We start from the raw sequence: 17161 nt of genomic DNA on the forward strand, positions 1-17161 counted from the left end.
GTGTCCATTGAATTCTTCATTGAAGGGAAAAAAGGCCCCGCGCTCGGGGCGGTCGAACTTTATTCAAGCGTAGTATCGAAGTCAACCCGTAAGGGGAACTTTAAATAAGTTTAACCTTATCTTAATGTTCCACGCAGGCGCAGCGCCTCAAACCTTGAACCGCCCCACCAACGCCGTCATCTCCCCCACCAGCCCCGACAACGCCTTGCTCGCCTCGCTGGTCTGCTGCGCACCCGCCGCGGAATGGTTGGACAGTTCGCGGATGTTCAGCAAGTTGCGGTCTACTTCTCGCGCCACCTGAGCCTGCTCTTCGGCCGCACTGGCAATGACCAGATTGCGCTCGTTTATTTCGCCGATCGCACTGTAAATGCCCTCCAGCACTTGCCCCGAGGCCAGGGTCACGTCCAGTGTCGACTGGGCGCGGTTGGTGCTGGCCTGCATGGATGCTACCGCAGCTTCGGTCCCCGCCTGCACGCTGCCGATCATCTGCTCGATTTCCTGGGTCGATTGTTGCGTGCGATAGGCCAGTGTGCGCACCTCATCCGCCACCACCGCAAAGCCGCGCCCAGCCTCACCGGCACGGGCCGCCTCGATGGCAGCATTGAGCGCCAGCAGGTTGGTTTGCTCGGACACCGAGCGGATCACTTCCAGCACCTTGCCGATGTCCCGCACCTGCCCCACCAACTGCTGCAGGTGCGCACTGCTGGTCTGGATCTCGCGGGTCATCGCTTCGGTGCCGTCGATGTTTTCGCTGACTTGCCGGCGGCTTTGCGCGGCCAGCTGGTTGGATTCACTGGTGGTTTGCGAGGTGGTGATCGCGTTGCGCGCAACCTCCTCCACTGCCGTGGTCATTTCGGTCACGGCGGTGGCGGCCTGCTCCAGCTCCTGCCCCTGCTGACGCAGGTTGTTGGCGCTTTCCTCGGTGACCGCGTTCAACGCCGAGGCGGCGGCGTCCAGCTGCCGGGCACAGTTGTTGATCTGCCCCAGAGTGTCGCGCTGGCTCTGCTGCATGCGCTGCAGCTCATGGAACAGTTGGCCGATCTCGTTGTTGCCCTGCCCTTGCACCGGCACACTCAGGTCGCCACTGGCAATGCGCTGGAAATGCCCGCCGGCTTCACGCAGGGGGTGCAACACACGCTGGGCAATGAACGCCCAGCACAGCACCGCCAGCACCACGGTCATGCCCAGCAGGCACAAGCTCAGCAATTGTGCCCGGGCCAGGCGCCGGTCGGACTCGAGCATGATTTGCTGGCCACGTTCGCTCAGTGTGGTCACCAGCTGCTGGCGCAGGGTTTGCAACCGCCCCATGGCATTACCGGCATCGCTGTTGACCTTGAAGTACTGCTCCAGCGAACGCTGGCGGGTCGCTTCGCGCTGCCCGGCCACCGCCTTGGCGTATTCGGCAAAGGTAGCCTGCAGCTCGGTTGCCAGCACGCGAAGGGCGGGTTCACGGGCGTTTTCGACAAATTCGTCGACCAGCGCCTGGCTCTTGTTGTTCAGCTCCACCGACAGCGCCATGCGCTTGCCTGCACTCTCGTCATGGCCACCCAACTGCTCGATAAAGCCCGAAGACACGTTGGCGCTGGAGCGAATTGCCATCAGCAACGCATTGTTCAACCGGTCCGACTGGTGCGCAGTCTGGTCCAGTTCAGTGATCTGCTGGTCGCTACCCACGGCAGCCCACCAGGCACTGGCAGTCGAAAACAGCAGGGTCAGGCTGAACAGCGACAACACCCAGAACATTCCGGTGCGAATTTTCAGGTTGGCAAGCATGCGGGCAGTACTCCTTGTTGGCACCACTTCTGATCGATGATTCGAGGGTGGGTGTGCTGCTATCGGAGGTACTGGCGCAGGCTTGAGGCGCCGAGATGCGGTTATGTGCGGTAACCGAACGGAATGCGTTGAGGCCAACCTCAACGCCTGAGGAAGTCCACTACCGCCTCGGCGAGCGCCTGCGGTTGATCCAGCATGATGAAGTGGAAGCTGCCATCTATACGCTTGAAGGTGACACCCCGCGCCCCGGCATAGGCCTTAGCAAAGGTTGCGTCAACGCTGGCAGCGGGTATGCCATACATGGAGTCATAGGCATACACGACCTCCAGCGGTGCCTGGATATCGCCAAGTTCGGGGCGCAGGTCGGTGATCATCAGTTCATGGGTGGCGTCGGCTACTGCCTGGCGGTCCGAGCGCAGCGCCGCATCAACCAGTGCGGGCCTGACCGCTGCCGTCTTGGCCAACCGGTCGATGGCCGCGCGCTGCATGGCCTCGGCCTGCACTGCCGGGGCCGCCAACATCGCGCTGCGCACTGTACCAGCCTGCGCCGAAGCCGTTTCGGCAGTTGCCGTGGGATCGATCAGTAACGTGTAGAACGGCAGCGCATCGACAACCATCAGCCGCCCTACCCGCTCGGGGTGGCGTGCGCCAAGCATCAGCGCGACTTCACCGCCCAGCGAATGGCCAACGATGGCTGGCGCCTCAAGGTGCTGGCTGCGGATATAATCTGCAACAGCCTCGGCAACGGGAGCGGCCACGCGACCGCCTACAGAAGGCACGGCAGGCGAGCCGGCAAAACCTGCAACCTGCACCAGATGCAGGCGGTACTGCTGGCGCAGGGTAGTGGCGAGCCCCGCCCATACCTCACGTGATGAAGCCAGCCCAGGGATCAGGATAACGTCCGGCCCCGCGCCTTCGACCTGCACCGAAATGCGCTCACCAGGCGCTGGCACTGCCTGGCTCGGTGCTGCCAACGTGGAGGACAGCGACAAGCTGGCTCCTATTGCCGCAAGCAGGGTTAGTACGCGCATGTGTGCCACTCCTTTGACTTCAATCGGGAAAAGCCCGCCACTATATAAGGCGCGCGACAAGGCGTGGGAAAACTATCGTAGGCGACCCGGCGCGCTGCATCTGTGGTGGGGGGTGACGCCTACGACCCGCTGTTCCTGAGTGGGCATTCAGGCTACCGCATTGCCAGGCAGGAACTGCTGCCTTGCTGAACATCCAAAAGGCCACGGGGTTATTGAGGAGTAACCCTCTTACACAAATCCTGAGGCCAGCGCGATCACTGCGAGCTCGCCCGCGAACAAGGGCGAAGCCCGTGCCATCCCCTGTCGCGACAGAAGGCCGTGCCTACAGCCACCGCGCCTTGCCCACCACTTTCGCTGCGTCTGCCAGGCGTTGGGTCGCCCGCCGGATCTCATCCGCATCCAGCGATGCAAACCCCAGGCGCAAGGCATTCTCGGCATGGCCAAACGGTGAAAACTGTCGCCCACTGCGCACCACCAGGTCCCGTTCCAGCGCTTTGTCGACCAACTGATCCACGTTGATCTCATCGGCAAACCTCACCCACAGCGCCAGGCCACCTTCTGGCGCCTGCACGCTGATCTGTTCGCCGAACCCATCGCGCAAGCATCCCAACAAGGTCTCGCGCCGGCGCCGGTACTCGCGGTTGACACGGCGCAGGTGCTTCTTCAGTTCGCCATCATTGATCAGGTCCGCCAACATCTGCTGCATGACTGCATCGCCCTGCCCCAGGGTCAGCATCGCCCTGCGTTCCAGCAGGGTTGTCACTTCCACCGGTGCCACGATATAGCTGCAACGGAACGTGCTACCCAAAGGCTTGGACAGTGAGCCAATGTAAATCACGTGCCGCTGCTGGCGGTCGCTGGCCAACGGCAGATAAGGCCGCCCGGCAAAGTGGTATTCGTAGTCGTAATCCTCTTCGACCACGCAAAAGGCATGCTGGCGCGCCAGCTCCAGCAGCTGTTGCCTGCGCCCGGCTGGCAGGCTGACCGTGGTCGGGAACTGGTGATGGGGCGTTATGTACATCATCCGCACCTTGTGCTGCCGGCACAGGGCATCTAGCTGATCGACCCGGCAGCCCTCATGGTCCAGCTCCACGGTCACCAGGCGGGCACCCAGCTGACGGAAGATCTCCCAGGCAGGGGGGTAACTCAGGCGCTCGACCAGCACAACGTCACCCGGCTTGAGCAACACACTGGCCACGAGGGACAGCGACATCTGCACCCCCTGGGTCAGGCAGATATGCTCGGCGCCAACGTTCAGGCTGCGATTGTGCCGCAGCATGTCAGCCAGGGCGCTGCGCAGATTGCGGCTGCTGCACTCGCTGCCGTGGCGCACGCTGTTGCTGCTGAAGCTGCTGCGCAAGGCATTGCGGTAATAGCGGTGCAGCACAGCCTGCGGTAGCAGGCGGTGGTCACAGGCGCCGTTGTCGAAGAACAAGGCCCCTGGCCGCCCTTGCTGGGCTACAGCCTGTTCGTTCGCCTTGAAGTAGGCAACGGCAGGTTCCTCTGGCAGCGCCAGGGCAAAAGGCCGCACGGCACCGGAAACGGCCGCTGTGCCAGGCGCCAGCTGCTGGCTGACAAAGGTGCCCCGGCGTTGCACGCTTTGCAGCCAGCCTTTGGTTTCGGCTTCCTCATAAGCGAGGATCACGGTCTTGCGATTGACGTTCAGCAGTTGCGCCATCTCCCGCGTGCCCGGCAACGGCGTGCCAGGGCGCAGGCGACCCTCGCTGATTGCGGCCACCAGCCCTTCGACGATCTGCCGGTACGAAGCCTGTGCCCCATCGAGCTTGAGCAGTGGCTGCCATTTACGAAGCTGGACCATATGAAATATCCAAAACTGGAGGTTCTGCTGGTCCTGGACTATAGCAACAATCGAACCTCCATTTGCCCCGAGGTGCTCATGCAAAGCCGCCACGTCATTGAATTGTCGCCCTCGGGCAAAACCTTCGAAGCCAGCCAGGAGCTACTGCTCGATGCCATGCTCGCCAGCGGCCTGCCGGTACCCTTCTCCTGCCGCCGCGGCGCCTGCGGCTCGTGCAAGGTCAAGGTGGTGTCGGGGCAGCATCAGGACAAGCAGCGGGATGCGGACACACCGCCGCCTTCCTATCCCTTGGCCGCCGACGAGATGTTGCTGTGCCAGAGCCACGCCTGCAGCGACATGCGCCTGGAAATACCCGGCTGGTCACTGGACACCCCGGCACTGGCAACCCTCGCACAGGTTGTTGGCAAGCGCGCGCTGAGCACAGATATTGTCGAGCTGGTGCTGCAGCCTGCTCAGCCGCTGGATGTCCGGGCGGGCCAGTACATGCGGTTCCAGCTGGACAACGGCGACAGCCGCTGTTTCTCCATTGCCAACCTGCCTGCCCAGGAACAAGGGCAACTGGTGTTTCACATCCGCAAGGTCAGCGGCGGCCTGTTCACCGAAGGTTTGCTGCCCACCCTGCAAGCAGGTGCAACGGTAAAGCTCGAAGGCCCGCTGGGCGCCTGTACCTGGCAGCACGATGATCAACGCCCGCTGATACTTTTCGCCACCGGCACAGGTTACGCCGGCATCAAGCCGCTATTGCTGAGAGCCTTGGCCGGCGATGCCGACGTCACGCTGTACTGGGGCGGCTCATCGCCGGCGGATTTTTATGACCGCGAATTTCTCGATGTGTCCAGCCGTGTGCACCCACACTTTCGCTGGCAACCGGTGCTCTCGGCCCAGGCACGTATACAGCAGGTGGCGCTCAGCCAGACGCATCGCTGGGACGAAACCCAGGTCTATGCCTGTGGCAATGCCACGATGATCACCCAGGCCCGCGAACAATGCCTTGCGGCAGGCGTACAGCCCCATCGCTTTGTTGCCGAGGCCTTTGTCGCCAGCGGCGCACTGACAACGCAGGCTTCATCAGCCAGCACGCTGCACCCTGAGCTGGAAAAGGTCGGCCCACGATATTCGCTGGACGGCATGCTCGCTGCCCGCGAACAGTCGGTACGGGCGGTGGCCGCAATCGCCAGCCAGCTGCATGCAGGCATGACCACCGCCCAGGCGCTGGAGATGGCCGCGCAAACCTTGCAGGCAATGGGTGCATCGCACACCTGGCACCCAACCTACATCCGTTTTGGCGCCGACACTGTGAAGACACCGCGGCAAGGCATTGATCTGCAACGTGTATTACGTACTACGGACATCGTTGTGGTCGATGTTGGGCCAGTCTGGGATGGCTATGAAGGCGACTATGGCGACACTTTCGTGTTCGGCCAGCACGCCCTGCACCACGCCTGCGTCAAGGCATTGCATGAAGTGTTCGACGAAACCCGCCAGGCCTGGGGCCGCGGGTTGACCGGGCGTGAACTGTATGACTTCGCCGAGCGCAGTGCCCAGGCCAAAGGTTGGCAGCTGGAGCGCAACCTGGCCGGGCATCGCATCGCCGACTTCCCGCATGTGTTGTATAGCCAGGACAAGCTGGCCGAGGTGGAGATTGTCCCGAGTGAGGTGGTGTGGGTGCTGGAGATACAACTGTGCCACCCTACCGAACCTGTCGGGGCATTCTTCGAAGACATCCTGATTGGCGAAAGCAAACCGGTCGCCGCAACGGCAGCTTGAAACGCCAGTCAAAGAGAAAGGTGTCGTCTTGAGCGAATTTGCCACGGATCGATCCTTGATCCAGTAACAGGTTAAAGTTGGCAACAGGACGATAACAGACAAGGACGATTACCATGCAAGTACGCGCTCTAACTCCTGACGACCTCCCCCAGGTCAGCGCCTTGTGCCTGGATGCCTTCATGCAGGCGGTCGCACCGACACTGTCGGCGCAAGGTATCGAGACCTTTACCCAGGTGTCAGCCCCCCAGGCGTTTGCCGAGCGCATGCAAGGTGACAACCTGATGCTGGCCTGTTTTGTCGAAGGTGCTATTGCGGGGCTGATCGAGCTCAAGGAAGGCCGTCACGTTGCGATGCTGTTCATCACACCAGGCCTGCAACGCCAGGGCATAGGCAAGCGCCTTATGAACGCTGCACTGGAGCATGCCAGAGCTGAAGTGGTGACGGTGAAGGCATCATTGTCTTCAGTACCCGCCTACCAACGCTACGGCTTCACCCTGGCAGGCGACGTGAGCGAGTTTGCCGGGCTGGTGTATCAGCCGATGGAAAAGCGCCTGCCGGAGCAGTCGGCGTAGGAGCACGCTCATGAGACGTCCCTCGCCGCCTGAGGACTGAACGGGCTCATACCGCGTGAAAGCTTCCCAGCGATGAGCGCGAAGGTGTGACAGATGTCAGCGTCGAGCCTGTGCCAGTGCTCTGCTGCGAAAGCCTTACAGTGAAGGTAGTGCCGCCCTGCTGTGTAGACACGACAGACACGCATCCCGCATGGGCCTTCGCTATCTGGCTCACGATAAAGAGACCCAGGCCAATGCTGGTAGCACCCGCAAGTTGCTGCTCGCCTCGTACCAACGGCTCGAACATGTGTTCCAGCAGGTCAAGGGGAACAGGCGGGCCGCTGTTGTGCACCGTCAGGGTGGCTGTCGTGTCCTCGACACAGGATGTCACGTCAACCGATGTGCGAGGATCGCCGTAGGCAACCGCATTGGCCACCAGGTTACCGATCATCTGGTACAGGCGGTCGGTATCGAACCAGACACTGCGCCCGCCGCTATGCTGATAATTGAATTGACGGCCTGGGAATGTCAGCCGCAACTCGTCCAGGCACCCCTCCACGGCATGCGGCAGGTCAGCCTCCTTGGACTCGATGGTGATACCGCGCCCGGCCTGGATGAGCGTGAAGTCCAGCAAGGCCGCCACCAGCCGCTGCGCGCGCGTCACAGAGCGGCTGATCACTCTGAGCAACCTGGGGCTATCGGCCGCATGTGAGCGTCTCCCCAACAGGTCGGCAGCCATGCCGATCGCGTGCAACGGCGTACGCAGGTCATGGCTGACGATCGCCAGCATTTGCGCCTCCAGTAAGGATTGCGAAGGCTCCGGGCGCCGCAACACGCAGGGACTGCTGCGAGACAGCAAGGCGCGCTGTGCCTGGAGATTTTTGGCCAGGCAACGCTCTGCCAAGAGACGCGCGCACAGAAGATCATGCTCATAACGCGAACCTTCAAGGTTGAAAACGGTCAGCTCATGAACGATACCGTTCAAACGTGGGCAGGCAATGGCATTGGACATCAGCGGCAGAGTGAAGCCCAGACGGTGTACGAAATCGAACTTGACGCTCGCCACCGCCCCCAACTGCCCAATCAATGGCTGCCAGTACAGCTGATGAAGGGTGTTGGCTTCCCTCGTAAGCAGTTGCTGAAAACGCATGCCAACCAAGGCTTCGTGCCTGTAGCCCAGCATTCGACATAACGCCGCATTGGCGCTGGCGATCTGCCCGTTCTGCGATGTCAGCAGCAACCCGAAACCGGAAGTGTCCTCACGTATATGTGACGCAACATCCGTGCAGGCGCATACGGATGTTGCGGCAGAATTAAAAAACGCGTTCAAGGTAAAGTCTCCTGCGTGCGAGTGTTGCCACCCTTGCCGGGTCGACCGGGGTAAAAGCACCGTTCGACATGACAAGCGGCGCCGATTCAGAATGGGCGCAAGGCGGCGGCGGGTCTGTTCGCTAACGCACAGACGCTGCTCGGGCGCCCCCGCAGACTGAACGCTGAAAGGCCAGATCAGCAACCCGACCTACCATGGACAGTCCTTGGCTTCTTGCGCGCAGCTACATTCGACGCCTGTACGCACTTGCGGGGCGCTGGCGCTCGCCCCGACATACCTTCACCTATGAAAGCCTGCTGCGCTCGGAGCTGTACAACGCCGACCAGATGGCCGAGCACGGCCTACGGCTGGCCCAGCAGCACCGCTTGAGCGAGCTGCCAGCCAACGACGCCCTGCTTGAACGCCTGGCCGACAACGAACGGATGCTGTCGACCAGTTGCACCGCCCTCGCAGGCGCCCTGCCCAGCTCCCGCCCCGCGTTACCCGCCGCGCAGTGGTTGCTCGACAACTTTTATCTGGTCGAAACACACATCCGCATTGCCAAACACGACCTGCCAGCCAACTACAGCCTGCAGCTGCCGCAGTTGGACAATGGCCCCTCGACCGGTCTGCCGCGTGTCTACGACATTGCCCTGGAGACGATTTGCCACGGTGACGGGCGGATCGATGCCGAAAGCTTCAGCCGTTTCGTCGAGGCCTATCAGCAGGCCAGCACCCTGACCCTGGGTGAGCTCTGGGCTATCCCGATCATGCTGCGCCTGGCCCTGATAGAAAACCTGCGCCGAGTCGCGGCGCGGGTCATGGCCAACTGGGCTGACCGAGACCTGGCCAATGTCTGGGCCGACCGGCTTGGCGAAACCGCCGAGCGCGACGCCAAGAGCGTGGTGCTGGTGGTCGCCGACATGGCCCGCTCGCAACCGCCGATGACGGCCGCCTTCGTCGCCGAGCTGGCCAGGCGGCTGCAGGGGCACAGTGTTTCGCTGTCCCAGCCGCTGCTTTGGGTGGAGCAGATGCTCAGCGAGTCGGCGCACAGCATCGAGCATCATGTCCAGCTCGATGCCCAACAGCAGGCCATCGACCAGGTGTCCATCAGCAACAGCATCGGCAGTCTGCGCCTGCTGTCGACCATCGACTGGAAGTTGTTCGTCGAGCAACTTAGTCATGTCGAACAGATACTGCGCCGCGACCCGGCCGCCATCTATCCAGCCATGGATTTCTCCAGCCGTGACCATTACCGGCACAGCGTCGAGCGCCTGGCGCGTCACAGCACATTCAGCGAATCCGCGGTGGCGAGCACAGCCATCGAATTGGCCCTGGCAGCAGGCGCCGCCCCAGGTGAACCGGCTGAGCACGTGGGCTTTTACCTGGCGGGTGCCGGCCTGCCGTTGCTGGAGCAGCGACTAACCGCGCGGGTGCCGATGGCCGAGCGCTGGCAACGCCTGCTGCACCGGGCGCCACTGACGTTCTATCTGGTGCCTGTGACACTGCTTTCCTGCCTGCTGGCGTGGGGCTTCATACGCGCCATTGGCCTGGCGGGGTGGCCCTTCGCGGTGCTGGTCACCATGGCCCTGCCGGTTCTGCTGTGCACCAGCCGTCTGGTCATCGGTCTGGTGAACTGGCTGGTGACCTTGACCGTCAAGCCCTCCTTTCTGCCGCGGATGGACTACACGACCGGTATTCCCGCAGACGCCCGCACGCTGGTGGTGGTGCCTACTCTGCTGGCCAATGCCGGCGATGTCGAAGAGCTGGTCGAAGGGCTGGAAGTACGCTTCTTGGCCAACCGTGACGACCACCTGCACTTCGCTCTGCTCAGCGACTTCATGGATGCCCGTGAACAGAGCCAGCCCAATGACGAGGCGCTGCTCGACCTGGCCAGCGAAGGCATCCGAGGCCTCAACCATAAGTACCCAAGCCTGGGCGGCGCGCGCTTTTTCCTGTTTCACCGGCCACGCGTATGGAACGCCGCCGAGCGCTGCTGGATGGGCCGCGAGCGCAAGCGCGGCAAGCTCGCCGAGCTGAACATGGTGTTGCGCGGCCACGGCCACGCGTGCTTCATGCGTATCATCGGCGACCTGCAAACACTCGGCCACGTGCGCTATGTCATCACCCTGGACACCGACACCCAATTGCCTCGCGGTGCCGCCCAGCAGTTCATCGGCGCCATGCAGCACCCACTGAACCGTCCACGGTTCGACGCGCACACAGGGCGCATCCATGCAGGCTACGCGATCCTTCAACCGCGGGTGGGCATCAGCCTGCCCAGCGTCTCGCGCTCGCGCTATGCACGCCTGTTTGGCAGCGACGCGGGTGTAGACCCCTATACGCGGGCGGTTTCGGACGTTTATCAGGACCTGTTTCTCAGCGGTTCCTTCATTGGCAAAGGTATCTATGCGGTGGACGCCTTCGAGCAGGCACTGGAGGGCCGTTTTGCCGACAACCGTGTACTCAGCCATGACCTGATCGAAGGTTGCTACGCGCACTCGGGCCTGCTCAGCGATGTGCAATTGTTCGAAACCTACCCGTCCCGCTACAGCGCTGACAGCAAACGCCGACACCGCTGGATACGCGGCGACTGGCAACTGCTGCCATGGCTGGTGCCCTGGCTGCACACCGGCACCCAAGGCCAGGTGCAAAGCCCACTCAGCGCTTTGTCGCGCTGGAAGATCTTCGACAACCTGCGCCGCAGCCTGGAGCCGGCCGCGCTGCTGGCACTGCTGCTGTGGGGCTGGCTGGCCAGTACCACGCCGCTCGCCTGGACGCTCGCCCTGCTGGCCTTGCTGATGACGCGCCCCTTGCTGGATTCGCTGCTTGAAGTACTGGGCAAGACCACCGATGTACCTCTGTCAGAACACCTTCTGGCAGCTTTGCGCACCTCGGGTAAACACTTTGTACGTGCCGGCCTGTCGCTGGCCTGGTTACCCTTCGAGACCTGCTACAGCCTGGATGCCATCCTCCGCACCTTGTGGCGTCTGGCGGTCAGCAAACAACGCCTGCTGCAATGGAACCCCTCGCGCGAGGACGAGCGCAACAGTGCAGATACCCTGAAAGCGGTGTATCGCGAACAATGGGGGCAAGCGACCCTGGTGGCGGTGCTGATCGGAGCCTTGGCGATGCAGCCGATGGTACTGCTGATTGCCTCGCCGGTGCTTGCCCTGTGGCTGCTCGGCCCGGCGCTGGCCTGGTGGCTTGGCCGCTCGAGTGGCCGCGCTGCATTCATGCCCGGTGCAGAGGACCTGGCCTTCCTGCATCGGCTTGCCCGCGCCAACTGGGCCTTCTTCGACAGCTACGTCGGCCCTGCCGACAACTGGCTGCCACCCGACAACATCCAGGCGCCACCCTTCGCCAGCATCGCTCACCGCACCTCACCGACCAACATGGGCATGGCCCTGCTCTCGCACCTGGCGGCCCACGACTTCGGCTACCTCAGTGCTGGCCGCTTGTTCGAGCGCCTGGCCTGCATGTTCGACAGCATGGGCCGCCTGGAGCGTTTCAAAGGGCACTTCTACAACTGGTACGACACCCAGACCCTCAAGCCGCTGTCACCGCTCTATGTCTCGAGCGTAGACAGCGGCAACCTGGCCGCCCTGCTGTTGACACTCAGGCCCGGCCTGCTGGAAATGGCCGACACGCCCCAGACAGACCGGCGCGTTACCCAGGGGTTGCTTGACACCTTCGATACGCTGCTGGACGCCTATACCCGCACAAACGCTGACGCCCAGCCGATCAAGGCCTTGCGCGAACAGGTATGGCACGCTCATGGACAGGTGGGCAACGTGCCCGCCACGCTGCTGCCGAGGCTGGCCGAACAGTTGCAGGCGCTGATCACACAGCCAGCGACCTTTGCGCAGGAGGCAGAAGCTGCTGAAGACCGGGCGTTCTGGCTGAATGCCCTGCATGCGCAATGTGTGGACCTGAGTTGCGAACTGCAGCGGCTGCAATTGCCCCCGGGCAACGATCAAGCCCCCCAAGGGCTGCTGACCTGGCGCCAGCTTGCAGAGCTCGACGCAGACCAGTGGCCTCCCCCCGAGCGCCCGGCGGTGGCTAACGTCAAGGCGGTTGCCCGCCAGCGCATCGCCCAGGCACACGCCCTTGCCAGCCGCATTGAAGCGTTGGCCAGCATGGACTTCAGCCTCCTGTACGACAGCCAACGCGACCTGTTCGCCATCGGCTACAACGCCGACGAACAACGCCTGGACGCCGCGTTCTACGACCTGCTGGCTTCGGAGATGCGTCTAACCAACTTCGTCGTCATCGCCCAGGGCCAGGTGCCTCAGGACAGCTGGTTCGCCCTCGGCCGGCTGCTCACCAGCAATGCAGGCGTCCCCGTGTTGCTGTCCTGGTCCGGTTCGATGTTCGAGTACTTGATGCCGCTGCTGGTGATGCCGAACTATGAGGGCACGCTACTCGACCAGACCTGCCATGCCGCCGTCAAACGGCAGATCGAACATGGCAGGCTGTCGGGCCTGCCCTGGGGGGTCTCGGAATCGGCCTACAATGCGCTGGACGCCCATTTCAACTACCAGTACCGGGCGTTCGGCGTACCGGGGCTTGGCCTTAAGCGTGGCTTGGGTGAAGAGCGGGTGGTCGCGCCCTATGCCAGCGCACTGGCCCTGATGGTGGAACCCGCTGCCGCCTGCCACAACCTGCAGCGGCTGGCCACGCTAGGCCTGGCTGGCCGCTTCGGACTCTACGAGGCCGTGGACTACAGCGAGGCACGCCTGCCCCCCGGGCAGGACGCCGTCGTGATCCGCTCCTTCATGGCCCACCATCAGGGCATGAGTTTCCTGGCCCTGACTGCTTTGTTGCTGAACAAGCCCATGCAACGGCGTTTCGCCTCCGACCCGCAGTTCCAGGCCAGCATGCTGCTGTTGCAGGAGCGCGTACCGAAAACCGCCGCGCCGTACCTGCATACCCTCCAGACCCCGGCCGAGGATGCCGCAGAGCGCGCCCCCGAGGCACGGCTGCGGGTGTTCAGCGAGCCAAACCGCGCCCATCCGGCCGTGCAACTGCTGTCCAACGGCCGTTACCACGTCATGGTCAACCACGTGGGCAGTGGCTACAGCCAGCGCAGCACGCTGGCGGTGACCCGCTGGCGCGAAGACGCCAGCCGCGACGACCTGGGCAACTTCTGCTACCTGCGCGATGTCGCCAGCGGCGCCTACTGGTCCACCACCTACCAGCCGACACGACACCGCACAAAACTCCAGGAAGCGATTTTCAGCGACGGCCGCGCGGAGTTTCGCGTGCGTGAGCGCGACTTCGACTGCCACACCGAAATTGCCGTGTCGCCGGAAGACGACATCGAACTGCGACGTCTGCATCTGACCAACCACGGCGACCAGCCCCGCACCCTGGAGCTGACCAGCTACGCCGAAGTGGTGTTGGCACCAGCCTTGAGCGATGCCCTGCACCCGGCTTTCAGCAAGCTGTTCATCCAGACCGAACTGATCCGCCCGCTGCAAGCCATTCTCTGCACGCGGCGTCCGCGCTCGCAGCAGGACGCCGTGCCGTGGATGTGCCACGTGCTCGCGGTGCACGGGGCCGATATCGAGGCGCTGTCCTACGAAACCGATCGGGCCCGCTTCATCGGGCGAGGGCGCACTCTGGCGAGGCCGGCGGCCATGGACCGTGACAACGCGGTGTTGTCCGATAGCGCAGGGGCTGTGCTGGACCCGATCGTGGCCATCCGCTGCCGCATCACCCTGATGCCCGGCCATGCGGCCACGGTTGACCTGGTCACAGGCGTCGCCGAAAGCCGGGATGCCTGCCTGCAGCTGATCGGCAAGTACCGCGACCGGCACTTGGCCGATCGGGTGTTCGACCTCGCCTGGCCGCACAGTCAGGTGCTGCTGCACCAGCTCAACGGCTCGCTGGCCGACGCCCGGCTGTTCGAACAGATGGCCGCCTCGGTGCTATATCCCAACGCCAGCCTGCGGCCCAACGCAGCGCTGCTGGCCAGCAACCGGCGCAACCAGTCCGGCCTGTGGGGCCAAGGTTTGTCAGGCGACCTGCCGATCGTGCTGGTACAGATCGGCGACCCGGCCAACATTCATCTGGTCAAGCAGATGGTGCTCGCCCATGCCTACTGGCGCCAGAAAGGACTGGCGCTCGACCTGCTGATCTGGAACGAAGACCAGGCCGGTTACCGCCAGCAATTGCAGGAGCTGATCATGGGGATCGTCGTCTCCGGCAGCGAAGCGGCCCTGCTCGACCGCCCCGGCGGCATTTTTGTACGGCCCGCGCAGCAACTGTCTGCCGAGGACCGGCTATTGACCTTGTCGGTAGCGCGGCTGGTACTCAACGACAATCTCGGCACGCTGGAGGAGCAACTGCACCTGCGTCGCCAGCCAGCGGTGCCTCCGGCTCCTCAGGACAAACCGGCCAGCCGACGGCCGGCACCCGCCAGCCATTCACCGACCGAGCAACCCACGCAGATGCTGGGCAACCGCTATGGCGGGTTCAGCGCCGACGGCCGCGAGTACGTCATTGCGCAGTTACCCGGCTCACCGCCGCCGGCGCCGTGGGTCAACATCCTGGCCAACCCGTACTTCGGAAGCGTCGTCTCCGAGGCCGGCAGCGCTTACACCTGGTACGAGAACGCCCACGAGTACCGGTTGACGCCCTGGCACAACGACCCAGTTACCGACGCCAGTGGCGAAACCCTCTACTTACGCGACGAGGACAGCGGCGAGTACTGGTCACCGACTCCGCAGCCCTGCCCAGGCCCTGGCCGTTACTGCACCCGCCACGGCTTTGGCTACAGCGTGTTCGAATATGCTGAGCAGGACCTGCGCAGCGAGCTCTGGGTGCATGTGGCGCTGGATGCACCGGTGAAGTTCAGCCGGCTCAAACTGCACAACACTTCGACACGGGTACGCCGGTTGTCGGTGACCTGCTTCGTCGAGTGGGTGCTGGGCGACCTGCCTGGCAAAACCGCCATGCACGTGGTCAGTGAAACCGATCCTTTCAGTGGTGCGCTGTTTGCCCGAAACAGCTACGCAGTGGAATACTCCACGCAAGTGGCCTTTCTCGATTGCGACCTGCCGATACAGGGCCTGACCTGTGATCGCGGCGAATTCCTGGGGCGCAACGGCGATTGCCAGGCCCCCTTGGGCATGCGCCAGTCACGGCTGTCGGGGCGTATCGGCGGCGGTCTGGACCCATGCGCGGCACTGCAAGTGGCGCTGCAGCTGGAGCCTGGCGAAAGTCGGGAAGTGGTGTTCCGCCTGGGCGCCGCCCGGGACGCCCAAGCCGCCACCCGCTACGTCCAGCAATACCGGGGCGTGCAGACCGCATTGGGCGAGTTTGACAAGGTCAGCGCCTACTGGCGGCGGACACTGGATACCGTGCAGATCGAGACGCCAGAACCTGCACTGGATGTGCTGGCCAACGGCTGGTTGATGTACCAGGTGATCGCGTGTCGGTTCTGGGCACGCAGCGGCTTCTACCAGTCCGGCGGTGCCATCGGATTTCGCGACCAGTTGCAGGACAGTATGGCCATGGTCCATGCCGCTCCGGCGGCGGCGCGCCAACATCTGCTGGCGTGCGCTGCGCATCAGTATGCCGAAGGCGACGTGCAGCACTGGTGGCATCCACCACTGCAGCGCGGGGTGCGCACCCGCTGCTCGGACGACCTGCTATGGCTGCCGCTGGCAGCCAGCCGCTACGTAGAGACCACCGGGGACTACGCGGTGCTTGACGAGCCGGTCGGCTACCTGGAAGGGCGCCCGCTCAACGCCGGCGAAGAGTCCTACTACGACCTGCCTGGCCACTCGGCCCTGATCGAGAGTCTGTACCAGCATTGTCAGCGCGCCCTCGACCACGGTCTGCAGTGCGGGGCCCAAGGCCTGCCGTTGATGGGCAGCGGCGACTGGAACGACGGCATGAACCGGGTTGGCGAACAAGGGCAAGGCGAAAGCGTGTGGTTGGGCTTTTTTGGCTACGAGGTGCTGCGGGCATTTGGCAGCGTTGCCCTGCGCCAGGGCGACAGCGCCTTTGCGCTGCGCTGCACCATCCAGGCCGCCGCACTCGCCGAAAACCTGGAAGCGCACGCCTGGGACGGCGGCTGGTACCGCCGCGCCTGGTTTGACGATGGTCAAGTGTTGGGGTCGGCGAGCAATCAGGAATGCCGGATCGACTCAATCGCGCAAAGCTGGGCAGTGCTGTCGGGCGTCGCGTCGCCCGAGCGTGCGCGTCTGGCCATGGCCGCGGTGGACAGCCACCTGGTGCGCCGCGACATTGGCATCGTCAAACTGCTCGACCCGCCCTTCGATAAGGGCACCCTGGACCCTGGCTACATCAAGGGCTACCTGCCAGGGGTGCGGGAAAACGGCGGTCAGTACACCCATGCGGCGATCTGGGCAAGCATGGCCTATGCGCACCTGGGCGAGGCCGACAAGGCCTGGGAGCTGCTGCGTCTGATCAACCCGGTGCGCCAGAGCTGCAACGCGCTGATCGATACCTACAAGGTCGAACCCTATGTCATGGCCGCCGACGTCTATGCAGTTGCGCCCCACGCCGGGCGGGGTGGTTGGAGCTGGTACACCGGCTCTGCCGGCTGGATGTACAGGTTGATCGTAGAAAACCTGCTGGGGCTGCAACGCAGTGGCGACACCCTGCGCCTGCAGCCACTGTTGCCGGCAGGCTGGCCAGGTTATGTGCTGCATTACCGCTTTGGTAGCGCCCATTACCGGATCGAGGTACGCGACAGCGGCAGCGAGCTGATCCTGAGCCTGGACGGCGAGCAGCTCGCCGAAGCCAAGCTTCAGCTGAAGGACGACGGGCGCATGCACCACGTCATCGCCCAGTGTCGGGCTGCTCCATGCCTGCCTGCTGAACCGCTGGGCGCGCCATGACCGCGCAGACGGAAGCTTCGGCCCCGCTAGGCTAA

The 17161-nt window shown here is 63.5% G+C and carries 7 protein-coding genes; 3 read left to right on the forward strand and 4 right to left on the reverse strand.

Features of this window, described 5'->3' with window-relative positions:
- Positions 1–147: 147 nt before the first annotated feature.
- The 3 genes from FQ668_RS17240 to FQ668_RS17250 all read right to left on the reverse strand — a co-directional run bounded on the left by FQ668_RS17240 (position 148) and on the right by FQ668_RS17250 (position 4623).
- Entirely contained in the window at positions 148–1773 is a 1626-nt protein-coding gene (locus FQ668_RS17240) for a methyl-accepting chemotaxis protein (RefSeq protein WP_004574224.1), read from the reverse strand.
- A gap of 140 nt (positions 1774–1913) precedes the next feature.
- Entirely contained in the window at positions 1914–2804 is an 891-nt protein-coding gene (locus tag FQ668_RS17245) for an alpha/beta fold hydrolase (RefSeq protein WP_019436845.1), read from the reverse strand.
- Positions 2805–3126: 322 nt separating this feature from the next.
- Entirely contained in the window at positions 3127–4623 is a 1497-nt protein-coding gene (locus tag FQ668_RS17250; protein ID WP_019436846.1) for a PLP-dependent aminotransferase family protein, read from the reverse strand.
- On the opposite strand from FQ668_RS17250, the gene FQ668_RS17255 reads away from it, so the two are divergent.
- Together FQ668_RS17255 and FQ668_RS17260 are read left to right on the forward strand one after the other, a co-directional pair.
- Positions 4624–6390: an NAD(P)H dependent flavin oxidoreductase family protein gene (locus tag FQ668_RS17255; RefSeq protein WP_019436847.1), complete on the forward strand. Its 1767-nt coding sequence runs from the start codon at positions 4624–4626 to the stop codon at positions 6388–6390.
- A 113-nt stretch (positions 6391–6503) separates the two neighbouring features.
- A complete protein-coding gene (locus tag FQ668_RS17260) occupies positions 6504–6962 on the forward strand; it encodes a GNAT family N-acetyltransferase (RefSeq protein WP_019436848.1) in 459 nt (152 codons plus the stop codon).
- A gap of 46 nt (positions 6963–7008) precedes the next feature.
- Here FQ668_RS17260 and FQ668_RS17265 read toward each other — a convergent pair whose 3' ends face one another.
- Positions 7009–8271 (reverse strand): PAS domain-containing sensor histidine kinase, encoded by a 1263-nt coding sequence (locus FQ668_RS17265; RefSeq protein ID WP_230678085.1) that lies wholly within the window; start codon positions 8269–8271, stop codon positions 7009–7011.
- A gap of 194 nt (positions 8272–8465) precedes the next feature.
- On the opposite strand from FQ668_RS17265, the gene FQ668_RS17270 reads away from it, so the two are divergent.
- On the forward strand, positions 8466–17126 hold the full coding sequence (locus tag FQ668_RS17270; protein ID WP_019436850.1) for a glucoamylase family protein: 8661 nt from the start codon (positions 8466–8468) through the stop codon (positions 17124–17126).
- Positions 17127–17161: the final 35 nt, after the last annotated feature.

It is taken from the genome of Pseudomonas sp. Kh14 (assembly GCF_900291005.1).
Lineage (GTDB): Bacteria > Pseudomonadota > Gammaproteobacteria > Pseudomonadales > Pseudomonadaceae > Aquipseudomonas > Aquipseudomonas alloputida.